The sequence below is a fragment of the Rhodococcus sp. MS16 genome, assembly GCF_013277795.1.
Lineage (GTDB): Bacteria > Actinomycetota > Actinomycetes > Mycobacteriales > Mycobacteriaceae > Rhodococcus_F > Rhodococcus_F globerula.
In genome coordinates this window covers 1-26,085 of sequence record NZ_VBTM01000006.1, presented here as the reverse complement: position 1 = coordinate 26,085, position 26,085 = coordinate 1, and the positions used below count along the sequence as shown (strand labels likewise).

The 26,085-nt window shown below is 63.6% G+C and carries 22 protein-coding genes, 1 other RNA gene and 1 pseudogene; 14 read left to right on the top strand and 10 right to left on the bottom strand.

The genetic code is table 11. From position 1 onward, the window contains the following. Positions 1-34: 34 nt before the first annotated feature. The 4 genes from cobC to FEZ60_RS17885 all read left to right on the top strand — a co-directional run bounded on the left by cobC (position 35) and on the right by FEZ60_RS17885 (position 4,189). Positions 35-1,084 (top strand): Rv2231c family pyridoxal phosphate-dependent protein CobC, encoded by a 1,050-nt coding sequence (gene cobC, locus FEZ60_RS17900; RefSeq protein ID WP_172936671.1) that lies wholly within the window; start codon positions 35-37, stop codon positions 1,082-1,084. Then, positions 1,081-2,211 (top strand): Nif3-like dinuclear metal center hexameric protein, encoded by a 1,131-nt coding sequence (locus FEZ60_RS17895; RefSeq protein WP_141486101.1) that lies wholly within the window; start codon positions 1,081-1,083, stop codon positions 2,209-2,211. Before cobC ends, FEZ60_RS17895 begins: the two co-directional genes overlap by 4 nt. Before the next feature lie 80 nt (positions 2,212-2,291). Next, a complete protein-coding gene (locus FEZ60_RS17890; RefSeq protein WP_095885946.1) occupies positions 2,292-3,029 on the top strand; it encodes a C4-type zinc ribbon domain-containing protein in 738 nt (245 codons plus the stop codon). Beyond that, positions 3,026-4,189 (top strand): bifunctional RNase H/acid phosphatase, encoded by a 1,164-nt coding sequence (locus FEZ60_RS17885; protein WP_141486100.1) that lies wholly within the window; start codon positions 3,026-3,028, stop codon positions 4,187-4,189. Before FEZ60_RS17890 ends, FEZ60_RS17885 begins: the two co-directional genes overlap by 4 nt. Here the strand turns inward: FEZ60_RS17885 and FEZ60_RS17880 are convergent, their stop codons facing one another. Next, on the bottom strand, positions 4,190-5,425 hold the full coding sequence (locus FEZ60_RS17880) for an SLC13 family permease (protein WP_172936670.1): 1,236 nt from the start codon (positions 5,423-5,425) through the stop codon (positions 4,190-4,192). Further along, positions 5,422-5,949 (bottom strand): DUF1697 domain-containing protein, encoded by a 528-nt coding sequence (locus FEZ60_RS17875; protein ID WP_172936669.1) that lies wholly within the window; start codon positions 5,947-5,949, stop codon positions 5,422-5,424. Before FEZ60_RS17875 ends, FEZ60_RS17880 begins: the two co-directional genes overlap by 4 nt. A 54-nt stretch (positions 5,950-6,003) precedes the next feature. Here FEZ60_RS17875 and rnpB point away from each other — a divergent pair. From rnpB to FEZ60_RS17860, 3 genes are all read left to right on the top strand, one after another. Next, positions 6,004-6,417: RNase P RNA component class A (rnpB, locus tag FEZ60_RS17870), an RNA gene on the top strand. 336 nt (positions 6,418-6,753) lie between these two features. Then, positions 6,754-6,939, top strand: a complete 186-nt coding sequence (locus FEZ60_RS17865) for a hypothetical protein (RefSeq protein ID WP_033233133.1) — start codon at positions 6,754-6,756, stop codon at positions 6,937-6,939. Positions 6,940-6,975: 36 nt separating this feature from the next. Then, entirely contained in the window at positions 6,976-8,400 is a 1,425-nt protein-coding gene (locus tag FEZ60_RS17860; protein WP_346343381.1) for an RNB domain-containing ribonuclease, read from the top strand. Between the two features lie 7 nt (positions 8,401-8,407). On the opposite strand, the gene pip is transcribed toward FEZ60_RS17860, so the two are convergent. Genes pip through panB form a run of 3 tightly spaced genes read right to left on the bottom strand, consistent with a single transcriptional unit; the run spans position 8,408 to position 10,710 of the window. Beyond that, positions 8,408-9,379: a prolyl aminopeptidase gene (gene pip, locus FEZ60_RS17855; RefSeq protein WP_045067144.1), complete on the bottom strand. Its 972-nt coding sequence runs from the start codon at positions 9,377-9,379 to the stop codon at positions 8,408-8,410. Further along, positions 9,379-9,810: a lipoprotein gene (locus tag FEZ60_RS17850; RefSeq protein ID WP_033233135.1), complete on the bottom strand. Its 432-nt coding sequence runs from the start codon at positions 9,808-9,810 to the stop codon at positions 9,379-9,381. Before FEZ60_RS17850 ends, pip begins: the two co-directional genes overlap by 1 nt. Positions 9,811-9,864: 54 nt before the next feature. After that, positions 9,865-10,710, bottom strand: a complete 846-nt coding sequence (gene panB / locus FEZ60_RS17845) for a 3-methyl-2-oxobutanoate hydroxymethyltransferase (RefSeq protein ID WP_172936668.1) — start codon at positions 10,708-10,710, stop codon at positions 9,865-9,867. A 196-nt stretch (positions 10,711-10,906) separates the two neighbouring features. On the opposite strand from panB, the gene FEZ60_RS17840 reads away from it, so the two are divergent. The 3 genes from FEZ60_RS17840 (at position 10,907) to FEZ60_RS17830 (ending at position 16,949) form a co-directional block, all read left to right on the top strand. Next, positions 10,907-12,490: an alpha/beta hydrolase gene (locus FEZ60_RS17840; RefSeq protein WP_172936667.1), complete on the top strand. Its 1,584-nt coding sequence runs from the start codon at positions 10,907-10,909 to the stop codon at positions 12,488-12,490. A 107-nt stretch (positions 12,491-12,597) separates the two neighbouring features. Next, positions 12,598-13,938: a glutamine synthetase family protein gene (locus tag FEZ60_RS17835; protein WP_033233146.1), complete on the top strand. Its 1,341-nt coding sequence runs from the start codon at positions 12,598-12,600 to the stop codon at positions 13,936-13,938. Further along, on the top strand, positions 13,938-16,949 hold the full coding sequence (locus tag FEZ60_RS17830; RefSeq protein ID WP_095885950.1) for a bifunctional [glutamine synthetase] adenylyltransferase/[glutamine synthetase]-adenylyl-L-tyrosine phosphorylase: 3,012 nt from the start codon (positions 13,938-13,940) through the stop codon (positions 16,947-16,949). Before FEZ60_RS17835 ends, FEZ60_RS17830 begins: the two co-directional genes overlap by 1 nt. Before the next feature lie 8 nt (positions 16,950-16,957). Here the strand turns inward: FEZ60_RS17830 and FEZ60_RS17825 are convergent, their stop codons facing one another. Genes FEZ60_RS17825 through FEZ60_RS17815 form a run of 3 tightly spaced genes read right to left on the bottom strand, consistent with a single transcriptional unit; the run spans position 16,958 to position 19,798 of the window. Beyond that, on the bottom strand, positions 16,958-17,809 hold the full coding sequence (locus FEZ60_RS17825) for a fused MFS/spermidine synthase (protein WP_346343380.1): 852 nt from the start codon (positions 17,807-17,809) through the stop codon (positions 16,958-16,960). A gap of 25 nt (positions 17,810-17,834) precedes the next feature. Further along, complete coding sequence (locus tag FEZ60_RS17820; RefSeq protein WP_172936665.1) at positions 17,835-19,118, bottom strand: alpha/beta-hydrolase family protein; 1,284 nt, start codon at positions 19,116-19,118, stop codon at positions 17,835-17,837. Beyond that, positions 19,115-19,798 carry a hypothetical protein gene (locus FEZ60_RS17815; protein ID WP_242484691.1) on the bottom strand — a complete coding sequence of 228 codons (684 nt, stop codon included), beginning with the start codon at positions 19,796-19,798 and terminating at the stop codon, positions 19,115-19,117. Before FEZ60_RS17815 ends, FEZ60_RS17820 begins: the two co-directional genes overlap by 4 nt. 182 nt (positions 19,799-19,980) lie before the next feature. Between FEZ60_RS17815 and FEZ60_RS17810 the strand changes: the two genes are divergently transcribed. The 4 genes from FEZ60_RS17810 to gatB all read left to right on the top strand — a co-directional run bounded on the left by FEZ60_RS17810 (position 19,981) and on the right by gatB (position 24,522). Continuing rightward, positions 19,981-21,174, top strand: coding sequence for a histidine kinase (locus FEZ60_RS17810; RefSeq protein ID WP_080711663.1), 1,194 nt, complete (start codon positions 19,981-19,983; stop codon positions 21,172-21,174). A 9-nt stretch (positions 21,175-21,183) separates the two neighbouring features. Further along, positions 21,184-21,846, top strand: a complete 663-nt coding sequence (locus FEZ60_RS17805) for a response regulator transcription factor (protein ID WP_033233151.1) — start codon at positions 21,184-21,186, stop codon at positions 21,844-21,846. Positions 21,847-21,953: 107 nt separating this feature from the next. Further along, the gene (locus tag FEZ60_RS17800) at positions 21,954-22,985 is read left to right on the top strand and encodes an ATP-dependent 6-phosphofructokinase (RefSeq protein WP_033233152.1); all 1,032 of its coding nucleotides are present in this window, start codon (positions 21,954-21,956) and stop codon (positions 22,983-22,985) included. 25 nt (positions 22,986-23,010) lie between these two features. Next, positions 23,011-24,522 carry an Asp-tRNA(Asn)/Glu-tRNA(Gln) amidotransferase subunit GatB gene (gene gatB / locus FEZ60_RS17795; protein WP_092808609.1) on the top strand — a complete coding sequence of 504 codons (1,512 nt, stop codon included), beginning with the start codon at positions 23,011-23,013 and terminating at the stop codon, positions 24,520-24,522. Positions 24,523-24,603: 81 nt separating this feature from the next. Here gatB and FEZ60_RS17790 read toward each other — a convergent pair whose 3' ends face one another. Both FEZ60_RS17790 and FEZ60_RS32290 read right to left on the bottom strand, forming a co-directional pair. Further along, positions 24,604-25,650: an NAD(P)-dependent alcohol dehydrogenase gene (locus FEZ60_RS17790; RefSeq protein WP_172936664.1), complete on the bottom strand. Its 1,047-nt coding sequence runs from the start codon at positions 25,648-25,650 to the stop codon at positions 24,604-24,606. Between the two features lie 125 nt (positions 25,651-25,775). After that, a pseudogene (locus tag FEZ60_RS32290) lies at positions 25,776-26,085 on the bottom strand (HNH endonuclease); the annotation flags it as partial.

Genomic DNA, 26,085 nt, shown 5'->3' with positions numbered 1-26,085 from the left:
GGGGAGCCCTGTCCGCGCCCGTAGTCTCGTCACCGTGAGTATCGCAGCGGACAACCTGGACAGTTTGCGTCACCACGGGGACGTCGACGCGCAGCCGGGCCTTCTCGATTTTGCCGTCAACGTTCAAGGCGACGGGCCACCGGAGTGGCTGCGGGAGCGCCTGGCGCGCGAGCTGTCGAGCCTCGGTGCGTACCCGTCTGCGGCCGCGGAACTGCGGGCCAGGGAAACCGTCGCTGCGCGCCATGGCCGACGGCCCGACGAAGTGCTGTTGCTCTCCGGTGGAGCCGAGGGATTTGCGATGCTGCCCCGGCTCGGCTCGACATCGGCTGCGTTGATCCATCCCTCGTTCACGGAACCGGAATTGGCTCTGCGGGAAGCCGGTGTACCCGTGACGCAGGTGATCCTGGAACCGCCGTATCTGTTGCGTGACGCAGCCGTCCCCGAATCGGCAGATCTGGTGGTTCTGGGTAACCCCACCAATCCGACGTCGGTGTTGCATCCGAAAGACGATGTGCTTGCACTGCGTCGGCCGGGCCGAATTCTGGTCGTGGACGAGGCCTTCGGCGATGCGGTGCCTGGTGAAAACGAGAGTGTCGCTGATCAGTCTCTGCCGGACGTGCTGGTGCTGCGCAGTCTGACAAAGACATGGGCGCTGGCTGGTTTGCGATGCGGCTACGCGCTCGGAGCACCCGATGTGCTGACGCGGCTCACCGAAGGCCGGGCACATTGGCCACTCGGAAGTTTGCAGATCGAAGCGATCAGGGCCTGTTGTGAACCATCGGCGGTGGCGCAGTCGCAGGAGAAGGCAACTGCGATCGCCCGTGATCGCGAGTCGTTGTGCCGCGAGCTTCGCGCCCTCAGCTTTTCGGCCAACGGTATCTCGGTCCACGAGCCTGCGTCGGCACCCTTTGTTCTGCTCGAACTTGCCGATGGCGAAGCGATGCGTCTGCATTTGCGCGAGCGCGGCATCGCTGTTCGACGGTGCGATACGTTCCCCGGACTCGGCCCGAATCATCTGCGGTTGGCAGTCCGCCCGCCGCATCAGGTGTCGATCCTGATCGACGCGATGAAGGAGATCTTGTGAGCACAACCCTCGCCGACGTCATAGCTGTACTCGAGGCCGCGTACCCACCGGAATTGGCCGAGTCGTGGGATTCTGTCGGATTGGTGTGCGGTGACCCGGCCGATTCGGTGAGCCGCGTCGTTTTTGCCGTGGATCCCACCGAATCCGTGGTCGACGACGCAATTGCCTCCGGCGCGGACCTGCTGGTTGTGCACCATCCGTTGTTGCTGCGCGGAGTGGACACCGTCGGCGCGCACACGCCGAAGGGTGCCCTGGTACACAAGCTGATCAAAGCGGGGTGTGCCTTGTTCTCGGCGCACACCAACGCCGATTCAGCCGACCCCGGTGTCTCCGACGCTCTGGCGGACGCTTTGGGTCTGACAGTGCTGCGCCCGATCGAGCCGAAGCCTTCACAGCCCCTGGACAAGTGGGTGGTCATGGTGCCGATCGACCACACCGACGCAGTGCAGGGCGCACTGTTCGAGGCAGGAGCCGGCCGCATCGGCGACTACAGCGAGTGCAGCTGGACGGTCACGGGCACCGGGCAATTCCTTCCCGGCGACAAGGCAACTCCCGCAATCGGAAGCGTCGGCGCGCTCGAGCAGGTCTCGGAAGATCGGATCGAGGTCATCGCGCCGCGCACCAAACGCACGGCGGTACTCGACGCTCTGCGCACCGCACACCCCTACGAAGAACCGGCCTTCGACGTGTTCGAGCTGGCCACCTTCCCGAGTTCTCGGGGCCTCGGCCGCATCGGTGAGCTTCCGCACGCCGAAACGCTGCGTGAGTTCACGGCGCGAGTCGCAGGAGCACTGCCGTCGACGGAATGGGGCGTTCGCGCGGCCGGCGACCCCGACGCGATGGTGCGTACCGTCGCGGTCTGCGGCGGTTCCGGCGATTCGTATCTCGGTGTGGTGTCCGCGCTGGGCGTCGACGCGTACGTGACGTCCGACCTGCGGCATCACCCGGCGGACGAGCATCTGCGGGCCGGTGGACCGGCGCTCGTCGACGTTGCACATTGGGCCAGTGAATATCCGTGGTGTGCCCAGGCGAAGTCGGTGGTCGACGCCGCATTCGGGTCCGTTCCCGAGTGGCACAGTCGAGTCAGCACCATCCGCACCGATCCGTGGTGCCTGAGTGCGTCGTAGGTGGCCACCGATCAAGGTACGGTTGCACGAACATTTCAACAGCAGACCCGTCACCGGACATACAGCAGGAGTTACACAGCGTGAACGTCCAACCACAGGTGCAAGCCAAGCTTCTCGACCTCGCCGGCGTGGATGCGGAGCTCACCCGGATCGCACATCGACGCGGTGCGCTTCCCGAGCAGCAGGAAGTGGACCGTCTCGAGGCTGAGCGCATCAGCCGCAAGGACGCGTCCGTCGGCGTCGAAATCCAGATCGACGACATCGATCGCGATATCCGCAAGCTCGAAGGTGAGATCGACGCTGTCCGTCAGCGCGAAGACAAAGACCGCACTCTCTTGCAGAGCGGCAACGTAGCAGCCAAGCAGCTCACCGAACTCGAACACGAACTCGGCAGCCTTGTGCGTAGGCAGGGGCTTCTCGAAGACGAGTTGCTCGAGGTCATGGAACAGCGTGAGGCGCTGCAGGCAGATTACGATCACGCCGGCGCGCAGCTGTCGCAGGCAGAAGAGGAACTGATCGACGCCAAGCGTCGTCGCGACGACGCTATGGCCGATCTGAACAAGGCGCAGGAGCGCTGCGTCGCGGACCGTGAGCGTCTGGTCGGCGAGTTCCCCGCCGATTTCCTGGCGGTCTACGAAAAGCAGCGCACCCTCGGGGGACCGGGCGCAGCCTTGCTTCAGGCTCGCCGCTGTGGTGCCTGCCGGATCGAAATCGACCGCGGTGAGATCTCGCGCATTGCCGGCACGGCATCCGACGTTGTTGTCCGTTGCCCCGAGTGCGGCGCAATCATGGTGCGTACCAAGGAGTCCGGTCTGTGAGTTTGTCACGAGTCATCGTCGAGGCCGACGGTGGATCGCGGGGAAACCCAGGTCCGGCGGGGTACGGCGCTGTCGTGTTCGACAGCTCTCGCACGGTGCTGGCCGAACGCAAGGAAAGCATCGGCACCGCCACCAACAATGTTGCGGAGTATCGCGGGCTCATTGCGGGATTGACCGCTGCCGGTGAACTCGGCGCCTCCGATGTTGATGTCCGGATGGATTCCAAACTGGTTGTCGAGCAGATGTCCGGTCGCTGGAAGGTCAAGCACCCGGACATGATTCCGCTCCAGCGCGAGGCCGCAGAGGTGGCGGCGCAGTTCGCGAGCGTGACGTACACCTGGATTCCCCGCGCGGAGAATTCGCATGCGGATCGGCTGGCAAACGAGGCGATGGACGCGGCAGCCGGAATGGAAACTGCCGGCCTTGACTCTGCAGGTATCGAGACCGCAAGCGAACCCGTCCCGGTGTCCACGCCGAGAACTGCGCCCGCCGAGACCTCGTCCGAACCGCAGATCGCCGGTTCGCCTGGGTGGACGGCCAGCGTGGGCAAGCCGACGCGGATGTTGTTGCTGCGTCACGGTCAGACAGCGATGTCGGTCGATCGCCGTTATTCGGGCCGGGGTAATCCGATCCTCACGGCACTGGGGCGCGCTCAAGCCGCCGGCGCAGCAGCACGATTCGGCAGTCGCGGTGGCATCGACGCCATTGTCTCCTCCCCGCTCGGCCGCACGCGCGAGACAGCTGAGGAGTCGGCGCGGGTTCTCGGCCTGCCGGTGATCGAGCACAAAGGTCTGATCGAAACCGATTTCGGCGACTGGGACGGGCTCACGTTTCGTGAAGCGGCGCAGCGTGATCCGGAACTGCACACGGCATGGTTGTCCGACACGTCCGTGAAGCCGCCCGGCGGTGAGAGCTTCGACGAGGTTCGGGAGCGCGTTATTGCCGCGCGTGACGATCTGATCGCAACGTACAGCGGGTCGACACTGCTCGTCGTCTCTCATGTGACACCGATCAAGACCCTGGTGCAATTGGCGCTCGACGCTGGTCCGTCGTTGCTGTACCGCCTGCACCTGGATTTGGCGTCGCTGAGCATCGCCGAGTTCTACCCTGACGGTGGAGCATCGGTGCGACTCGTGAACGACACGTCGCACCTGCGCTGACTACAGAACTAACCAGAGCGCGCTGACTGCCCCGAGAAGGGTCAGTGGCGTCGTAGCCAGACCGAGCAGCGTGAAGGTTGCCAGCGTGGGCGCAGCGTCCACGCTGGTGGCCACTCGCCGCCACAGCATTGTTGCGAGTGAGCCGACGTAGGTCAGATTAGGGCCGAGGTTCACCCCGATCAGCATGGCCAGTACCAGGCCGGTCGGGGCCGAGGGGCCAAGGGCCGCGATCATCAGCAAGGTGGCCGGCAGGTTGTTCACGAGGTTCGACGCGATCGCCGCGACCGCTGCCACCACGAGCAGCGAGACATAGCCGGTATCCGACGGCAGTATCCGCGCAACAGCGTCCCCGACGGGACCGTGTGCGACGCCTGCCACCACAACGCCGAGCACCAGCACAAATGCGCAGAACCACAGATCGGCCGCGTACACGATGCGCTTCAGGTCGGTTCTGCGGCGACGGAGAGCGATCGCAGACAGCACTGCCGCGCCGGCGACGGCCACCCACGCCGGTTCGATGCCGACGAATCCCGAAGCGGCAAAGCCGAACAGCGTTGCGCCGATGATCGACAACGGCAGCACGGGTGCGGGGGAGTGACGGATTTCCGGAACCGGCCCGTCGGTTGTGTTTGCGCGCAGCTCCGATCGGAAGAACCGTCGAAAGATCACGTACTCGATCACGATCGTCACGATCCACGGCAGCGCCATCAGGGCGGTGAAGTGCAGGAAGGTCAGTCCGGTTGCCGAAAACGCAATGAGATTGGTCAGATTGGAGACGGGCAGCAGGGTAGACGCCGAATTCGAGAGGTGCGCAGCGGCATACGAGTTCGGTTGTGGGCTGGCGTTGATGGATCGGGCGGCAACGATCACAGCCGGGGTGAGCAGCACAACCGTTGCATCGAGGCTCAGTACCGCGGTTGTCAGGGCCGCTGCGCCGAAGACGTAGGTGAGCAGGCGGCGCGGATCTCGGCGCGAGCCTTGCCGCAGCACCTGACTCACCCAGTGAAAGACACCGAGAGCGTCGGCGGCATGAGCGAGAATCAGCACCGCAACCAAGAACACGACGGTCGGTGCCATTGCTGTCACTTCATCGCGGGCTTCACCGACAGTGACCGCGCCGGCGAGAACCACGGCAATCGCGGCGGGGCCGGCTACCACGATCTCGGGCAGCCCGCGTGGGCGAACGATCGCGAACACGAGCACAACGCCGACCAGAATGATCGGAAGCAGACTCACTTCAGAAGTTTGTGGAGCGTGTTCAGATTGCGGGTGGTGGTGTACGCCTTGAATTTCGGTTTGCCGGTGTTCTTGCCGAAGGCGCTCTTGACGGTCATGCCTTTCTCGACCTCCCAGTACAAAACGCCGTCACCCGGTGCTACCTGTTCGACTGCGGGGTCGAGCCCCGCGGCCGATTCGGCGAGTTCTGCGAGCACTGACGGCTCCGACGCGATCATCGCGTATGCGTGCCACCCTTCGCGGTCGGGATCGAAGGGATATCCGTCGACGATGGCTTTCAATTCTGCGGTGTCGAGCACGAACACCCAGGCTTCGTACCCGAATTCGCGGTTGAGGGCGGTTTCGATGGCTTTCTTCAGCGCGGGCACATCGGCACTGGTGCTGTCGAAGAGGACATTGCCTGACGCCAGGACCGTTTTCACACTCTCGAATCCGAGTTCTGTGAAGACGCGCGCAAGATCCACCATCTTGATGTTGATACCGCCGACATTGATGCCGCGTAGCAGGGCCACGTACCGAGTCATACAGCGACCATAGTTCGGGTCACCGACAGCCACCCGGTAACCTACTGGGGCGGACGAGTTGGCCGGGCGGCCGCGGATCAGGGAACCAGCGCGTAGTGCGCACAGGCCCCGAGTCGAGGAAAGTCCGGACTCCACAGAGCAGGGCGGTTGTTAACGGCAACCCGAGGCAACTCGCGGGACAGTGCCACAGAAAACAGACCGCCTGCCTTTCGGGGCAGGTAAGGGTGAAACGGTGCGGTAAGAGCGCACCAGCACCCCGGGTGACCGGGGTGGCTAGGTAAACCCCGCCCGGAGCAAGGTTGAAGGTCGCATCGCGTGCGGTGCGGCTGCGCAAGTGTTCGAGGGCTGCTCGCCCGAGCTTGCGGGTGAACCGCGTGAGGCACCCGGCGACGGTGTGTCCAGATGGATGGTCGCCACTCGTCACTTCGGTGTCGAGGACAGGATCCGGCTTATACGCCAACTCGTTCGCCCTGACTTTTTCAAGGCTTCGCAAGCGCATACAACCCCCGCCGGCATGGCCGACGGGGGTTGTATGTCGTAGTTCGTGTGGCGGTTATCAGATGGGCTTGATGACCAACAGGGTCGCCCAGTAGGTTGCCGCGTCATGGCCCATGAGCGGGAGAAGGTAATCGTAAAGAATTGCGGACATTGCGCGCTCCAATTTCTGTTCGTAGCTTGTCGAGGGCGATCAAGCAGAACTCACCGTTCGATTGTCCGGTTTTCACCTGCCAGGCCAAGTCGAAAGAATAGCAGTCTCACAGCGATCTACAAGCCTGACTCCCACTGAAATGCCACACTGTATTCATGACTGATGAAGATCGACTCTGGTACTTCGATGTGTCCGATGGTTCTGTCTCCCAAGGCAAGGGTCCCTCATCTTTGACGAGAATGGGGCCGTACCCTGATCGGGAGTCGGCAGAGCATGCACTGCAGATCGCCGCGGAACGCAACAAAGCCGCTGATCGGGCCGACGACGACTGGAACAACTGAGTTCGGTTTATGCGCCGAATCGAAGGTGGAGGACGCGTGCCCTTAGGTCGAATAACGGTGCAGGGAATCGACTTCGGGACGATTCGGGCTGAGTTTTCGTTGCCCGACGCGTTCGGCAGTGCGGCGATGGTCGAGGCCGAGAATGCCCGAGATCGCCATGCGGACGGCCGACTGGACGCTACGCACATCGAGTTCGTCACCATCGATCCGCCCGGATCGATGGATCTCGATCAGGCAGTCCATCTCGAAAAGTCAGCAGACGGCTTTGTTGTCCACTACGCCATCGCGGACGTTGCCGCGGTGGTGGTTCCGGGCGCCGCGCTCGACATCGAAACCCGGGGGCGGGGCCAAACCTTTTATCTCCCGGACGGTTCCGTACCCCTGCATCCGCGTGTGTTGTCGGAAGATTCGGCCAGCCTCCTGCCGGACGTGGTTCGTCCGGCAGCGCTCTGGCGAATCGAACTCGACGTCAACGCCGAGCCGACGTCGTGGTCCGTAACCCGAGCCCTCGTGAAATCCGTGGCGCGTCTGGACTATTCGACGGTTCAGGCCGACGCTGATGCCGGTACCTTGCACCCGTCGATCGCGGCGCTACCGGAATTCGGCCGTCTCCGCGGTGACTCGGCGGTAGCCCGCGGTGCCATCGAGTTGAAGTTGCCGGAGCAGTCCGTGGTGCGGGAAGAGGCCGGACCGGATCAATCCGGTCGGTGGCGAATTGTGTTGGAACCGCGGACGGAAGCCGACGACTGGAATGCCGAAGTGTCTCTGTTGACCGGGATGTGCGCCGGCCGGATGATGATCGACGCAGGTGTCGGATTGTTGCGGACGTTGCCGCCGGCCGAGCAATCGGCAGTGGACACGTTGCGGAGAACTGCGGTTGCGCTGGGTATTACGTGGCCGCCGGGCAAGACGGTGGGGCAGATTCTTGCCGGACTCGACGCGCAGGAGCCGTCCACGATGGCCTTGATGTCGGTAGCGCCGTCTTTGCTGCGCGGCGCCGACTATGCGGCGTTCGACGGCCAATTGCCCGATCTGACAGTGCATGCGGGCATCGGCGCGCCCTACGCTCACGTGACTGCTCCGCTGCGCCGGCTGTCCGATCGATTCAGTACCGAGATATGTCTGGCGATCAGTGCTGGTACGCCCGTACCGGATTGGGTGCGGACCGCGTTGCCTGAATTGCCGCCGATCATGAGCGGATCGGATTCCGTCGCGAACAAGGTGGATCGCGCATGCATCGATCTGACCGAGGTGACGTTGCTCGAGGGCCGCGTCGGCGAGGTATTCGATGCTGTGGTGATGCGATCCAAGGACGGCAAGCGCGCTGCCGAGGTGTTCATACCGTCGGTGACCGTGATCGCCAAGTGCGTCGGCACTCCCGACGACGGTGAGCGGGTGAAGGTGCGACTCACCGCCGTCGACACAGCTAAGCGGACTGTGGAGTTCAGCTTCCCGGCATAGAGCCGAGTTACCGGTAGGAGTCTGTTGCCTCGAGCAAGTGATGGGTGATGCCGGGTTCCATCGCGGAATGGCCGGCGTCGTCGACGATGACGAGCTTCGACTCCGGCCAGGCATTATGGAGGTCCCAGGCGCTGGTGGCGGGGCAGACGACGTCGTAGCGGCCTTGCACGATTGTTCCGGGAATGCCGTGCAGGGCCGAACTCTTGGTCAGCAGTTGAGCTTCGTCGATGAAGCCGGCATTGACGAAGTAGTGGTTCTCGATCCGCGCGAAAGCCAGGGCAAAGCGTACTTCGGAGTTCTCCTCGACCTTCTCCGGTTTCGGGATCAGGAAGCTTGTCGAACCCTCCCATGCGGACCAGGCGACAGCGGCGCGCTCTGCCACATCCGCGTCGTCGGAATGCAGGAGGCGGTGGTAGACCGCAACCAGATCATCGCCGCGCTCGTTCTCGGGTACCGGTTCGAGGAACTTGGCCCAGCGTTCGGGGAACATATGACCCGCTCCGCCGTTGTAGTACCAATCGATTTCACTTCGGCGCAGGAGGAATATCCCGCGCAGCACGAGTTCGGTGACCCGAGTCGGGAAGGTTTCGGCATAGGCGAGTGCGAGAGTCGAACCCCACGACCCGCCGAACACCATCCACTTCTCGATTCCGAGATGCTCACGCAGGGCTTCGATGTCGTGCAGCAGTTTGTCGGTGGTGTTGACCGACAGATCGGCGCCGTCGGCGACGTGCGGCGTCGACCGACCGCATCCGCGCTGGTCGAGAAGGATGATCCGGTATGCGTCGGGATCGAAGAACTGCCGCAGCGACGGGTGTGTCCCACCGCCGGGGCCGCCGTGCAGGAATACGACGGGTTTGCCGTCGGGGTTTCCGCTGATCTCCCAGTACATGCGTTGGCCGTCGCCGACGTCGAGAAAGCCCGACGTGTGTGGCTCGATCGGGGGATAGAGTTCGCGGAGTTCACCGGTTTCGGTCATCAGAAACCGACCATGCCCGAAGCGAGGTCGGGGATCTCCAGCGCGTACAACGCGCCATCCCGGATTTCCGGGCACGTGGCCGCCATCGCCGTGTCGACGCGATCACGATGCGCCGCAAGGTCGATCAGATTGATGCCGTTCTGGCTCGCCCAGGATCCGACCAGGAGGTTGAGCGCGCCCTTGCCGAGCGTCGGGGTGACTGTTCGCCAATTCTGCAGTTCGGCTTCCATGTCCGAGCACAGCTGCTGCACCTGCGCTTCGGTGAACGTGCCCGCCGCGGCAGCGGTCGTGGTTGCCGCGGCCGATGTGGTCGGTGTTGCCGAGCTGGGCGCGGGAGAGGTTGTGGTCCCTCCCGCGCATCCGCTCAGAACCGTCACGAGAGCAGCCGAACCAACAACGGCAGCTGTGAAATGACGACGGTTACCGATCATGAACGCACCCCTGAATTTCTTTTCGAGAGACAGGCGGCGTTCGCCGGTCTCGGATCAGAAACTGTGCTCGACGGCCGGGAAGGCGCCTGTGCGAACTTCTGATGCATAGGCTGCGGCCGCGGAGCGCAGTTCGTCACCGACGTTACCGAAACGCTTGACGAACTTGGCTGTCTTACCGCTCGTGTAGCCGGCCATGTCCTGCCAGACGAGGACCTGGGCGTCGCATTCGTTGCCCGCCCCGATGCCGACGGTGGGGATGGTCAATTTGCGTGTGACCTGGCCCGCGATGTCAGCCGGAACCATTTCCATGACCACCGAGAAAGCGCCGGCTTCCTGCACGGCAATGGCGTCCGCCACAAGTTGGTCGCCACCGTCGCCGCGGCCTTGGACGCGGAATCCGCCGAGCGAGTTGACGCTCTGCGGGGTGAAGCCGACGTGCGCCATGACGGGAATACCGGCAGCAGTGATAGCGGCAATCTGCTTGGTCATCCGCTCGCCGCCCTCGAGCTTCACGGCGTGGGCGAGGCCCTCTTTCATGAAGCGGGTGGCAGTTGCCAGAGCCTGTTCGGCGGAGGCTTCATAGGTGCCGAACGGGAGGTCGGCAACAACCAGTGCGTGGGGTGCGCCGCGAACTACACCGCGAACCAGCGGGAGAAGTTCGTCGACGGTGATCGGCACCGTCGTGTCGTAGCCGTATACGACATTGGCGGCGGAATCACCGACGAGGAGAACCGGAATGCCGGCTTCTTCGAAGATTCGGGCCGTCGAGTAGTCGTAGGCCGTGAGCATCGACCAACGTTCGCCGTTCTGCTTCATCTCGGCGAGGTGATGGACGCGGGTCTTGCGCATAGGAGCAGCCGGGGTAGCAGCTGCAGAACCGTACAGAGGAGTCTCGGACATCGTTGTCCCTTTCGTGCCTCGAGGCCTTAGGCGTTGATTGCCGTCGGGTCCCCGGGTGTGGGTGATGACACGATCAGTCTGCCACCGGAAACCGTCGGTGCGAATAGCAAAACCTGGTGCGATGGGTCACATCGGCGAGCGGCCATCCGAAGTAGCGAATGGCTGGTAACCGCTATTTCCTGGCACCATCGACTGTATGTCGAAGTTAGTTCGCCTCTCCGGTGTGTGTGCCGCAAGCGTCGCTGCTCTCCTGTTAGTTGCCGGTTGCACTGTTGCCGACGGCGACAATCCCTCCACCGATTCTTCAGGGTCCGGAACCTCTGCGGCACCCGCTTCGGTTCCGGCAGGGTTGGAGAAGTTCTACGAGCAGACCCTCGACTGGGGTTCGTGCGAACGATTTGCCACGCCAGGTGATTCGCCGCTCAGTAGTTCGGTCGACTGCGCCGCGGTGACGGTTCCCGTCGACTATGCGAATCCGACCGGAGACACGGCGCAGGTTGTCATCTCGCGAGCGGCAGCGACGGGGGATCGAATCGGATCGCTGCTGATCAACCCAGGTGGACCGGGTGCATCGGGGCTGGCGATGGCAACCCAGGGCTCCAGGACACAGCTCGCCGAGCGCTTCGACCGGATCGGGTTCGATCCGCGGGGCGTGGGTGCGTCGACGCCTCAGGTGCGCTGCCTGACGCCGGCGGAGTTCGATGCCGAGCGCGCGGATGTCGATATCGACATGACGCCCGAAGGGATTGCCGACGCGGAGCAGGACAGCAAGGACTATGCCGCCGCGTGCGTGGCGAACACCGGAACCGACTTCCTCGCCCACGTCGGCACGTATGAAGTCGTGCGCGATATGGACGTGATCCGCGGTGCGCTCGGTGATTCCGAGTTGAACTTCCTCGGGTTCTCGTACGGGACGCGAATCGGTTCGACCTACGCCGAAACCTTCCCGCAGAACGTTCGGGCGATGGTGCTCGACGGCGCGTTGGATCCGAATCAGGATGTCGTCGACGAAGTTGTACTGCAAGGAGAGGGCTTCCAGGTCGCGTTCGACGCCTTTGTCGCCGACTGCGCGTCGCAGCGGGACTGCCCGCTCGGAAGTGATCCGGCGCAGGCGCGCGAGCGCTTGCAGGCGTTGCTGGAACCCCTGATCGACAACCCTGCCGACACCACGGATCCGCGCGGACTCAGCTACGGGGACGCGATCACCGGTGTGCAGCAGGCGCTGTATTCACAGCAGTTGTGGACCACGTTGCGGATGGGGCTGTCCGGCCTGGCGGACGGCCGGGGTGATGCGCTGTTGAGTTTGGCCGACCAGTACGAGGGGCGAAACGACGACGGCACGTATTCCAATATCAACGATGCGTTCAATGCCATCCGGTGCGTCGACGATCCGGCTACAACCGATCGGGCAGAAGCCGGTGAGGCCGACACGCGGTATCGCGAGGCCGCACCGTTCCTCGACGACGGCCGGGGCACCGGTCAGGCGCCGCTGGATCTGTGTGCGTTCTGGCCGGTTCCGGCGACGGGCAGTCCGCATGAGCTCGATCCGCAGGCTCTGGCCGACGCCGGCCTCCCGACGCTGGTCGTCGTGTCGACGACGCAGGATCCGGCTACTCCCTATCAGGCCGGCGTGGATCTCGCGAAGCAACTCGGGGCCGCGCTCATCACGTTCGAGGGAACACAGCACACCGTTGTTCTGGACGGCGAACCGTGCGTCGACGACGCGGTCGTCAACTACCTCGTCTATCTGAAGGTCCCGGAGGACGGCCTGACATGTTAGCGCCTGTAGGCCCGCATGCAGGGGCTATGTGAGAGTGACGCATCACTCGGGTAACTCGTGCCGCTGATGTAACACAGATTTAACGTGGCTTGCTTACTCTCGCGTGCATGGATCGCCAAAAAGAATTCGTGCTTCGTACCCTGGAAGAGCGCGACATTCGGTTCGTCCGCTTGTGGTTCACCGACGTTCTCGGTTACCTCAAATCGGTGGCGATCGCCCCCGCGGAACTCGAAGGTGCCTTCGAAGAGGGAATCGGTTTCGACGGTTCCGCCATCGAGGGATTCGCCCGAGTGTCCGAAGCGGACACCGTTGCCCGCCCTGATGCGTCGACTTTCCAGATCCTGCCGTGGGCGCACAAGGACGGCGCGCAGCATTCGGCTCGCATGTTCTGCGACATCACCAACCCGGACGGTTCGCCCTCGTGGGCTGACCCAAGGCACGTGCTGCGTCGTCAGCTGAGCAAGGCCAGCGACCTGGGCTTCAGTTGCTACGTGCATCCTGAGATCGAGTTCTTCCTCCTCGAGAACGGTCCGTTGGACGGCACTCCGCCGATCCCGGCCGATTCCGGTGGCTACTTCGATCAGGCCGTGCACGATTCGGCTCCCAACTTCCGTCGTCACGCGATCGACGCTCTCGAGTCCATGGGGATCTCGGTCGAGTTCAGTCATCACGAGGCCGCTCCCGGGCAGCAGGAGATCGATCTCCGCTACGCCGACGCGTTGTCAATGGCCGACAACGTGATGACGTTCCGGTACGTCGTCAAAGAGGTTGCGATCGGCGAAGGCGTGCGGGCGAGCTTCATGCCCAAGCCGTTCAGCGATCAGGCCGGTTCTGCGATGCACACGCACATGAGCTTGTTCGAAGGTGACACGAACGCGTTCCACAACCCGGACGATCCGATGCAGCTCTCGGAGACCGGCAAGGCATTCATCGCCGGCATTCTCGAGCACGCCAACGAGATCAGTGCCGTCACGAACCAGTGGGTCAACTCCTACAAGCGCCTGGTCCACGGCGGCGAGGCTCCGACGGCAGCGTCGTGGGGACCGTCCAACCGCTCGGCGCTGATCCGCGTGCCGATGTACACGCCGAACAAAGCGTCGTCGCGTCGTGTCGAGATCCGCAGCCCAGATTCGGCATGCAACCCGTACCTGACGTTTGCGGTGCTGCTCGCGGCCGGTCTGCGCGGCATCGAGAAGGGCTATACCCTGCCTCCCGAGGCCGAGGACGACGTGTGGTCGTTGACCTCCGCCGAGCGTCGCGCCATGGGGTACAAGGAATTGCCGAGCAACCTCGACGGTGCTCTGCGCGAGATGGAGAAGTCGGAGTTGGTTGCCGAGGCTCTCGGCGAGCACGTTTTCGACTTCTTCCTGCGGAACAAGCGGCGTGAATGGGAGGAATACCGCAGCCACGTGACGCCGTTCGAGCTCAAGACCTACCTCGGCCTGTGATGGTCAAGCCGCCGTCCGCACGATCCGTGGTACCCGGGCCGGGCCGGCTCGGGTTGGTCGAGAACACCGCAGCCGACGAGCTTCGCCAACTCGGCTGGGTGGACTCGGAGAGCATCGAACTCCTGTGGTCACTCTCGCGTTCCGCCAACGCCGATCTTGCGTTGCGCACATTGGTGCGCATCAAGGATTCGCTGGGCGACGGATGGAGTGACCTCGACGACGCGCTGCGTAAGGACAAGAGCCTGCGCGGACGGCTGCTCGGGCTGATCGGAGCGTCGGCGGCATTCGGTGATCACATCGTTGCCGATCCGTCCGCGTGGCGCATTCTCGACGGCGCATCGCTGCCTACCAAGGCCGCCGCCACCACGGCGCTGCTCGGGGCCGTCGGCGCAACGTTGGACGAGGGCGCAACCCGAGGCTCGCAGACGTACCGTGCTGCGATGACCGGTCCGGACGCAGTTGTTGCGCTGCGGAAGTCGTACAAGGATCAGCTGATGTTGCTGGCCGCGTGCGATTTGGCGGCCACCGTCGAAAACGAACCCGTGGTTCCGTATCAGACCATCGGGCATCAGCTCTCGGATCTGGCCGACGCGGCACTGACTGCGGCTCTGTCGGTAGCGATCGCCACCGTGTGCCCCGAAGGCACGTGCCCCATCCGCCTTGCGGTTATCGCGATGGGCAAATGTGGTGCGCGCGAACTGAACTACGTGTCCGACGTCGACGTCGTGTTTGTTGCCGAACCGGCCGACGCCACTGCCTCTCGCGTAGCGGGCGAGTTGATGAGGATCGGCACGTCCGCGTTCTTCGAAGTGGACGCTGCACTCCGCCCCGAGGGTAAGCGCGGCGAACTGGTGCGCTCACTCGATTCCCACATCGCGTACTACAAGCGGTGGGCCAAGACGTGGGAGTTCCAGGCTCTTCTGAAGGCCCGTCCGATGACGGGGGACATGGAACTCGGGCGTCAGTACGCCGAGGCCATGAGCCCGATGGTCTGGACGGCGTCCGAACGTGAGGACTTCGTTCCCGAAGTGCAGGCCATGCGCCGACGCGTCGAGGAAATGGTTCCGCCCGAGATGCGTGAGCGCGAGCTCAAACTCGGTCGCGGAAGTTTGCGAGACGTCGAATTTGCCGTCCAGCTCCTGCAATTGGTGCACGGCCGCGCCGATGACACTCTGCACGTGCAGAGCACAGTCGATGCGCTGACAGCGCTGGCCGCCGGTGGCTACGTCGGTCGAGACGACGCCGCGAACCTCACGGCGTCCTATGAATTCCTGCGTCTCCTCGAGCATCGTCTGCAGTTGCAGAAGCTCAAGCGCACCCACACGTTGCCGCCGCCGGACGACGACGAGGCGTTGCGCTGGCTGGCCCGCGCCGCGCACATGCGTCCCGACGGCCGCCTCGACGCGCTCGGGGTGTTGCGCGCCGAGATCAAACGGAACTCCCATCGAATCCGCCGGTTGCACGCCAAGCTGTTCTACCGTCCGCTGCTCGAGTCCGTGGCGCGGATGGACAAGGAATCGTTGGCTCTCGGGCCGGAAGCTGCCGTTCGCCAGTTGGCGGCGTTGGGATACACCGCCCCCGAGAATGCGCTCGGTCACCTCACGGCCTTGACTGCGGGAGCGTCCCGCAAGGGGCGGATCCAGGCGCTGCTCTTGCCGACGCTACTCGAATGTCTTGCCGACACACCGGATCCCGACGCCGGACTGTTGGCGTACCGACGCTTGTCCGACGCACTGGTCGATCAGACCTGGTTCCTTCGGTTGCTTCGCGACGAGGCTGCCGTCGCCGAACGTCTGATGACGGTGCTTGGCTCTTCCGCGTACTTGCCGGATCTGCTGATCAAGGCACCAGACGTCATTCGCCTGTATGCGGATTCGCCGAGTGGCCCGCGTCTGATCGAACCGGTACCCGAGGACGTCTCGCGCGGTATTCTCACCGCCTCAGCGCGGCACAGTGACCCCAATCGCGCTGTCGCAGCGGCACGTTCGTTGCGTCGCCACGAGTTGGCGCGCATCGCGTCGGCCGACATTCTGGGAATGCTCGACGTTCCGGCGGTGTGCAAGGCGCTGTCGTCGGTGTGGGCCGCGGTACTCAACGCGTCGCTGTCCGCCGTGATCAAGGCCAGTGTTGCCGAACTGGGAACGCCCGCCCCTGCGGCGTTCTCCGTGATCGGCATGGGCCGACTCGGCGGCGGCGAACTGGGATACGGCTCCGACGCCGACGTTCTGTTCGTGTGCGAGCCCGTCGAGGGCGTCGACGAGACCGTTGCGGTCAAGTGGGCCAACAGCATTGCGGACAAGGTGCGCAAGCTTCTCGGTGCACCGAGCACGGATCCGCCGCTCGAGGTGGATACGGGACTGCGCCCCGAGGGACGCAACGGCCCGATGGTCCGCACCCTCGAATCGTACGACGCCTACTACGCAAAATGGGCGCAGGCGTGGGAGATTCAGGCACTGCTTCGCGCCCACCCGGTAGCCGGTGATCCCGATCTGGGACTGCGGTTCCTGCATATGATCGACAAGACCCGTTATCCAGAGGGCGGCGTCAGCGAAACGGCGGTTCGCGAGATTCGCCGAATCAAGGCTCGCGTCGATTCCGAACGTCTTCCTCGTGGAGCCGATCCCGCTACGCACACCAAACTGGGTCGCGGCGGACTGGCCGATATCGAGTGGACCGTGCAGCTGATCCAGCTGCGTCACGCCGACAAGATTGCGTCGTTGCACAATACGTCGACGCTGGAAACGCTGGACGCGATCGGTGCAGCCGAGTTGCTCAGTGAATCCGACGTGGAGTTGCTGCGCGATGCGTGGATCACGGCGACCAAGGCCCGCAATTGCCTTGTGCTGGTTCGCGGAAAGCCGACCGATCAACTGCCAGGACCGGGACGCGTCCTGTCCGCCGTGGCGCAGGTTGCGGGATACGGAGATGACTCGGGGGAGTTCCTCGACAACTATCTCCGCATCACGCGACGGGCAAAAGCTGTGGTGGAACGGGTGTTCGGCGGAGAGTAACGCCGACTTCAGTCTTCTCGGACGGATGCCGAGGCCGCAAACTTGCGGACCTCGGCGTCTCCCCACACATGTGCGGGAACTCCGCCGCCCAGGAGTTCACGGGCAAGGGCAGGCGACTGTGCGATCGGAACGTCGCTACCCGCGATGATCATGTTTCCGTAGCGCCTGCCCTTGAGCATTGCGGGATCGGCGATGATGGCCAGGTGCTCGAACTGCGCACCGATAGTTGCGGCTTCGGCGCGCGCGCCCTGCAGGTCCGGGGTGTCGCCGCAGTTGACGAGGTAAATCCCGCCCGGCGCAAGGACGCGTCGTACGTGTGTGGTGAACTGCGCCGTGGTCAGTGGAACCGGAGTTGTGCTGCCCGCAAAGACATCTCGGATGATGATGTCCCGCGTCGAATCGGTGAGAGTTTCCGTGACCGCGCGCGCTTCGCCGACGCGGATGCGGAGCAGTGGTGCACGCGGCAGATCGAACCAGTCGCGAACCAATTCGGCTAATGCGCCGTCGATTTCGACAACAACCTGACGGGCGTCGGAGTACGTCGCGCAGATGTACCGAGCCATCGAACAGGCGCCGCCGCCGAGGTGCAGGACGCGCAGACGCTCTTTCGGATCGCGTTCCGAATCGACCAGGTGGGCGATCCAGCGCATGTACTCGAAGTCCAAGGTCTTCGGGTCGGCCAGATCGATGTGTGAGCTGGGAACACCGTTGATCTGCAGAATCCACCCCGTGTCCGAGTACTGATCACGAACAAGTTCACACGTGCCGGTGTCGATAGGGAAGACGCCGGGAACAGGTCCGTCGTCTCGGCGGTCGGGGGTGGTGCTGCGAGTCTTGGTCTTGCGCGTTCCTTTGGCCACTGCACCCACTCTAGGCGCTTGTGTTCTAGTGGCAGGTTCCGAGTTGCGTGCCCTGCTCGGTGCCGTATCGGTGACCGTGACCCGCGGGGACGTCGAGGGAGGCGAGCATGTCGACGCTGGTCTGAAGGAAACTGACCACCGGAATCCACTGCGGCATCGGGGCGTCCTGGACCGCGCGGCTCAGGTCTGGTGGCGTCGTCGCGAGGGCCGGCGACCACCACACCACAGGATCGGAGGTGTTGGCCAGAACGGTTGTCCCGTCCACTCGGGTAGCGCCGGCGGGCGGTCCGGCCCAGAGGACGGCGCACAACTGCGTCGGAAGGGCCTCGGCCAGGGCAGCGCTGCCGCCCACGGCGCCAAGACTCTGGCCGTAGAGATAGAGGTCGGGGCGTTCGGTGGCGGGAAGTTCCGCGATGCGGGTGGCGACCGCGGTCAGCATTGCCTGCGCCGATTCCTCGGCATCGGAGCGTTGGAACAGAAATGCAGCCCAACTCGGTGCAGCGGAGTACTGCTGACCGACGATCGCGACGTCACTGCCGAATCGCTGCTCGATACCGTCGACGGCCCGAGTGTCGATCCACCCCGAACCGGTGGGGACGGCCACAACGACGGCGCTACGAGCAAATCCGCCGACGCGGTCGAGTTCGGCCACCGCGTGGTCGGCCCGCGATCCTGCGTCCGGTCCGGAGTCGAGATCGGCATAGACACGCACCGAATCGGTTCCGGCGGCAAGGAACTTCTGCCCTTCCACTGACTGCGCCGACGCGGTGGCGATGCTGCCGAAGGTCAGCTGAAGTCCGAAGGCGCAGATCGCTGCTATGCCGATGGTGCGGGCAAAACCCAGGCGGTGCAGTACTTTCCGAATGCCGGATGCCACTGTGGTCAGGATCAGTACGGTCAGTGCAGCGATGCAGATGACTTCGATCCAGTGGCGAATTCCGACCGGCGGCGCCCCCATTGCAACGCGGAGTGAGTTCTGCCAGCCGTTGGCAGACGTAGCGAACAGCGCAACAACGGCGGTGGCAACGATCGCAGTTCGGGTGCGCCAGGATCGAGTGTCGAACCGTTCCGATGGTGTCCGCAGCGGCAGTGCGTGCCATGCAGTCGTCAGTGCCCAGGCAACAAAGATTCCCACCGCCATGAGCACACCGCTGAAGAGTCCTTGCAGTACGGCGGTTCTCGGCAACAGGCCGGGTGCCAGAGACACTGCGGCCATCGAGCTCGTGGCTACCGTTGCCGAGATGCGGGGGAGCGGGACCGCTGCGATCCGGGAGAGCACTGACGGTTGGACGGTATCGAGAACGCTCATGTTGCAACGGCTTTCTGCGAGTAGGTGCTGGCTGCGGGAGGTCGCCGTGGCCGAAGGAAGGTGAGTCCCAGTGCGGAGAGGCCGAGCACACCAGCGGCGGCGTATCCGAACCCGGATTCCTGAACCGGCGTCAGGTAGTTCTGACGCCACGAATTCCCGTTCACGGCAGTGGTTGCGATGTCGGCCATGGCAAAGCAGTAGGACCGCGACGCCGGGGATTTCCTCGTGTCACAGGCATCGTGCATTCGCTGGTCGAGTTGGCCGTCGAGTGCTTGCCGTGCCCATGGGCCGAGCTCGTCGCCGTGGAACTGTGCGTAGCGGAGCAGGTCGTAGCCAAGATCGTGGGCCTTGCAGGCGGAGTCGAACTCGTCGGGAAGGGGAACGGGGGACGAGCAGGCACCGTTCGGATTGGCGAGGTGACCGGCGACGATGACGGGTTCGTAGCCTGAGAACGCGGCAAAGTCGCGCGGCACGCTTGGTGCGGCATCAGAGCTGGTGACCGCTGCAACGGCCTGTGCGGCAAGGTGATTCTCCGGCGCTGCCGCTTGCACGTCGCGAGGCGCGGCACTGATGGTGACCGTCGCCGCTGCGACAACACTCAGTGCTGCCCAGGTTGCGCTACGCTGTGTCGCCCAGATAGCGCTGCGCTGGGGCAGCGTCGTTGCTCGTGTGATTCGCATGCAGTTGACGCTATGAACGGCGGGTGCACCTGAGCATCGCTCCGCAGAGTGGTTTGTCTGTGCTCTGGGGTGAGAGGAACCCTGGACCACTGATACTGCGGAGTTAGGGGTTTCTCACTCCGCAGTATGACGACTTTCGAGGGTTCGCTTTCTAGGCTGGACAGGTGATGAAGGCAGGAAAGATGAAAGTGGCGCAGGCGAGTGTGACCCGCGCGTCGCGGCGGTTGACCGGTGATCAGTTCGCGAACGTAGCTGTAGTTGTCGTGACGTTGATTCTCTTTACGGTCGCCTGGCCGACGTTGCACCTGACGCATGCGGTGTCACCGCCGATTCAGCCGTTCGTGGCTGCGTTGGCCGCGTTTCCCTTTGTCCTGATCCGAATCAATCCCGCTCTGGGATGGGCTGTTTCCGCGATCTCGGCGTTGGTGATTCCACACGTATTCGATCTCGTGCCCGGGTACGAATATCCCTGGCAGGTCGTTCACATCATGGTGATCATGGCTCTGCTTGCCGCGGTCAGTCTCACTGCTGCGGTACCGGTGGTGGGGGTTGCGTGGATCTCGACGGTCCTGTTGTTCTTTGCCGAGACGCCGGGCCAGGACGGTGCCGGGTGGGCGGTGGGTCTGACCGCGCTGGTGGTTTTTTGCTTCCTGATTCGGTGGCTTGTTCTTTCACGTCGTGCGTTGGCGAAGCAGGAAGAGGTAAATGAAGTCGAACGTGCCCGCCGAACCGTGTTGGAAGAGAAGGCCAGGATAGCCCGCGAGCTGCACGACATTGTCGCCCACCACATGTCGATGGTGGTGGTGCAGGCGCAGAGTGCGCCGTACCGACTCGGCGACGTGACGCCCGAGATCCGCGCCGAGTTCGATTCGATCGGTGACACGGGGCGCGCTGCGCTCAACGAGATTCGCGGGTTGCTGGGTGTACTGCGCAGCGACGCCGAAGCCACCCAGGTCGCGCCGCAACCGGGAGCGCTGCAACTCGACGAGCTACTGGCAGGCAGCGCCCGCGCGGGAATTCCGTTGGTATGGAACGTGGATGGTGATCGAACACGCGTGTCGGCGTCCACCGGTCTTGTCGTGTATCGCATCGTGCAGGAATCGATCACCAATGCCGTCCGGCATGCACCGGGTAGCCCCATCGAGGTGTCCGTCGAGTTCGGCCAAGCGTCCACGCAGGTTCGGGTGGTGAACGGACCGCCGGCGGGTGGCGGTGTCCCGACTTCCAGTGTCGCCAAGTCTTCGGATACCGCCGGTGGCAATGGAATCCGCGGGATGGTCGAGCGTGCGTCCGCCGTCGGCGGAATGGTTGACACGCAACTGCTGGCGGGCGGCGGGTTCGAGGTCCGCGCTATATTGCCGACGGTCGCCGCCTAGGCTGTCGGAGTGCCCATCACAGTATTCATCGCCGACGATCAGGCAATGGTCAGACAGGGATTCGGAGCCCTGCTCGCCGCGCAACCCGATATCAGCGTCATCGGAGATGCCCCCGACGGCAGGGTTGCGGTTGCCGAAGTAGCGCGCCTGCGCCCCGACGTCGTGTTGATGGACGTGCGGATGCCGGAGATGAACGGCCTCGATGCAGCGCGCCAGATTCTGGCAACGGGTGGGGAGCCACCGGTTCGGGTCCTCATGCTCACGACTTTCGACATCGATGACTACGTCTACGAGGCTCTGCGGATCGGGGCGAGTGGTTTCATGCTCAAGGACGCCCCCGCCGAGGAACTGATTCGGGCGGTGCGCGTCGTCGCCGAAGGACATGCATTGCTGGCTCCGACCGTGACACGGCGGTTGATCGAGGAAGTGACGAGTAGGAGAACACCCACCCGGGTTCGTTCCAGCGCTCTCGACATGTTGACCCCACGCGAGCGTGAAGTGCTGGAACTGATCGCACGAGGGCTGTCGAACATCGAAATTGCCGAGCACCTGTTTGTCGCGGAACAGACGGTGAAGACACACGTCGGCAAGGTTCTCTCGAAACTGGACCTGCGAGATCGAGCACAAGCGGTTGTCGTTGCATACGAAAGTGGACTTGTCACACCGGGATGATTGCCGGGCTTGATCTGAAAAGTGACAATCCTGCGCCACCGCGCCTGCTGGGGGAAGATGGACAGCAGATCCTGCAATCACCCAACTGTTGAGAGGTGCTTTTTACAATGCGAATCGGAGTCCTCACAGGTGGCGGCGATTGCCCAGGGTTGAACGCGGTTATCCGTGCGGTGGTTCGCACGTCGGACGGGCGGTACGGCAGTACCGTCGTCGGCTTCCGCGACGGCTGGCGTGGTCTGCTCGAAGATCGCAAGGTTCCCCTCGCGGCCGACGACCGCATCAATCGCATCCTCACGCGCGGCGGAACCATTCTGGGAACCGCACGCGTCAACCCCGACAAACTGCGGGCCGGACTCGATCAGATCAAACAAACTCTCGACGACAACGGAATCGACGTCCTGATCCCGATCGGCGGTGAAGGCACACTCACCGCGGCCAGTTGGCTCGCGGAGAGCGGTGTTCCGGTGATCGGAGTGCCCAAGACAATCGACAACGACATCGACTGCACCGACGTCACATTCGGTTTCGACACAGCGCTGGCCGTTGCCACCGACGCGATCGACCGCCTCCACACCACAGCGGAATCGCACCAGCGCGTCATGCTGGTCGAGGTCATGGGTCGACATGCCGGCTGGATCGCACTGCAGGCCGGATTGGCGTCCGGTGCTCATCTGACGTTGGTTCCGGAGCAGCCGTTCGACGTCGACGAAGTGTGCGCCATGGTCAAGAAGCGTTTCCAGCGTGGTGATTCTCACTTCATCTGCGTTGTCGCCGAAGGCGCGATGCCCGATCCCGCTTCCATGACTTTGCGTGAAGGCGGCATCGACGAGTTCGGACACAAGATCTTCACCGGCGTCGCTCAGCAGTTGGGCAACGAAATCGAGCGCCGCATCGGCAAGGAAGTCCGGACGACGGTTCTCGGCCATATCCAGCGTGGTGGCACCCCGACGCCGCACGACCGGATCCTCGCCACCCGCTTCGGCGTCCACGCCACCGACGCAGCTCATCGTGGTGATTTCGGCCAGATGGTGGCCCTGCACGGTACGTCCATCGACCTGGTTCCTCTCGCCGAGGCAACCCGCAAGCTCAAGACCGTGCCCAAGGAGCGTTACGAGGAGGCAGCCGCATTCTTCGGCTGAGCGTCCGGCGCATAAACTAGTAGCCATGACTGCTGTCGATGCGCCCGACATCCTCGATTACGACGAAGTGCTGACCAAGTACGAGCCTGTGATGGGTATGGAGGTGCACGTAGAACTCGGCACCGCTACCAAGATGTTCTGCCCGTGCCCCACCGAGTTCGGTGCCGAACCCAATACCCAGGTATGCCCGGTCTGTCTGGGCCTGCCAGGTTCATTGCCAGTGGTGAACGCTGCTGCTGTCGAATCCGCGATCCGGATCGGTCTTGCGCTCAACTGCTCCATCACACCGTGGGGTCGATTCGCGCGCAAGAACTACTTCTACCCGGATCAGCCCAAGAACTACCAGATCTCCCAGTACGACGAGCCGATCGCAACCGAGGGCTACCTCGACGTGGTCCTCGACGACGGCACTACGTGGCGCGTCGAGATCGAGCGCGCCCACATGGAAGAGGACACCGGTAAGTCCCTTCACGTGGGTGGCGCTACCGGTCGTATCCACGGTGCCAGCCATTCGCTGCTCGACTACAACCGTGCGGGTGTTCCCTTGGTGGAGATCGTCACCAAGACCATCCACGGTGCCGGTGAGCGCGCCCCCGAGGTCGCTCGCGCGTACGTCACGGCGCTTCGTGATCTGCTGAAGTCCCTCGACGTCTCCGACGTCCGCATGGACCAGGGTTCGATGCGCTGCGACGCCAACATCTCGCTGATGCCGATCGGTTCCACCGAACTGGGTACCCGCACCGAGACCAAGAACGTCAACTCCCTCAAGAGCGTCGAGGTCGCAGTTCGCTACGAGATGCGTCGTCAGGCGGCAGTGCTCGACGCCGGTATCGAGGTCATCCAGGAGACGCGTCACTTCCAGGAAGCCGACGGCACCACCTCCGCTGGTCGACGTAAGGAAACTGCGGAAGACTACCGCTACTTCCCGGAACCCGACCTCGAGCCCGTTGCCCCCAGCGCCGAGTGGGTCGAAGAACTGCGCGCCACTTTGCCCGAGCTGCCCTGGATCCGCCGTGCGCGGATCCAGAAGGACTGGGGAATCTCCGACGAGGTCATGCGTGACCTCGTCAATGCCGGTGCCATCGACCTGGTCATCGCCACCACCGAAGCCGGTGCTTCGCCAGAAGCCGCCCGATCCTGGTGGTTGTCGTACCTGTCACAGCAGGCCAACACTCGCGGAGTTGAACTCGGCGCACTGCCGATCACGCCGTCCCAGGTCGCGCAGGTTGTTGCTCTCATCGACAGCGGCAAGCTCAACAACAAGGTCGCCCGTCAGGTCGTGGACCATGTCCTCGACGGTGAGGGTGATCCCGAGCAGGTTCTGGCGGCACATCCCGAATTGGTTGTCGAGCGTGACGAGACCAAGCTCAAGGCTGCTGTCGACGAGGCGCTCGCTGCCAACCCCGATATCGCAGACAAGATCCGCAGCGGCAAGGTGCAGGCCGCCGGAAAGATTGTCGGCGACGTCATGAAGGCCACCCGCGGCCAGGCTGACGCCGCACGGGTGAAGGAACTTGTTCTGGAGGCGTGCAGTTAGTCTGTCGCACACTCGAGTGCCGAGCGCTGATGCCCAGCCGAATCGAATTCGGCTGGGCATCAGTGGTTTACCGCTGTCGATCTACAAGCCAGGGACCACAACCGCGCGGCCGCTGAGCGTTCCGGCGGCCAAGCGTCGATACGCTTCCGCTCCGTTGTCGAGACTGAAGGTCTCGACCGCGATGTCGAAAATGCCGGCGTGCGCGAGGTCGATCAATTCGGTCAACTCGTTGCGGGCGCCCCAGTACGGAACTGTCACCGAAGCCTCGTAAGGACTTTGGAAGAATCCAACTTTGGCGTGCGCCTGGCCGTCGCCGATCCCGACGATCGTGACGTCCGATCCGACGCCGGCAACCGCCATCGCGGTGTCGATGGTGGGCTGATAGCCGACGAAGTCGAGAACCAGTGCGGCGCCCTGACTTCCGGTGATCTTGCGGACGTTCTCGGCCGCGTTCTTGTCGGACAGGACAACTTCGTGAGCGCCCACCTTGGTTGCCAGTTCGAGCTTGTCCGCGCTCACGTCCAGTGCGATAACCGTAGCCGCCGAGAGGTGGCGGAGGAGTTGAATGGCAACGTGGCCGAGGCCGCCGGTTCCGATGACAACGGCGTACGAGCCTCCGCGAAGTTTTGGCAGAGACCGTTTGATCGCGTGATACGGCGTCAAGCCTGCGTCGGTCAACGGCACTGTCTTGACCGGGTCGAGGTCACCGATCGGGACAAGGTGGCGAGGAGAGTCGACGATCATGAACTCGGCCAGCGCGCCGGGGGCGCCCAGTCCGGGAGGGTGAATGCCGAGTTCCTCTGCGCGAGAACAGTAGTTTTCGAGTCCCTGTGAGCAGTGCCAGCAATTTCCGCAGCCCCACGGGCCGTAGACCACGACGTTGGTTCCGATGTCGAGATCTTCGACGCCGTCGCCAACCGCTGCGACACGGCCGGCACCTTCGTGGCCGAGAGTGAGCGGCAGGCCGTAACTGTACTGCTCTTCCGGCAGGCTCATGATGAAGTCGTCCGAGTGGCAGACGCCGGCTGCGGTCACTTCCAGGAGCACTTCACCTGGACCGGGTTCGGGTTTGGGAATCTCCGTGAGTTCGGGTTCAGCGCCGATTCTCGTGTACTGGATTGCCTTCATTCCGACTCCTTTGTCCCGACTGCGTTGTCGTGGTTGGTCAACGGGTCCTGGCAGCGTGGTGATTAGTCCCGCTAACAAAAGGGTACGCGTCAGCGCATGTTCGGTCACGGGATCGGTGAGTCTGTTCAGAATGGCGGTGGGTCGTTGCCGTAGTCGACGGTTTCTCGGGGCATGGGCTTGCGGGGTGTTGAAATCGGGAAGGTTTGGCGGCGTTTCCGTTCGGCATGTTGTGCCGCCCGGTGTTGAATCTTGACGCGACGGTGTTTTCGTTCGCTTCGGATGCGGGCAGCTTTGTTCTCCAGTCGAGTTCGTCGCGGTTTGCCGCCTTCCGGTGGCGGTGGTTCCTGCATCCCAGCTAGCAGTCCGGCAGCTCTGGTCCGGTAGCAATGCCCGGTCTGCGAGGTGAGAGTGATGCTGCGATCCGGATTCGGGGCG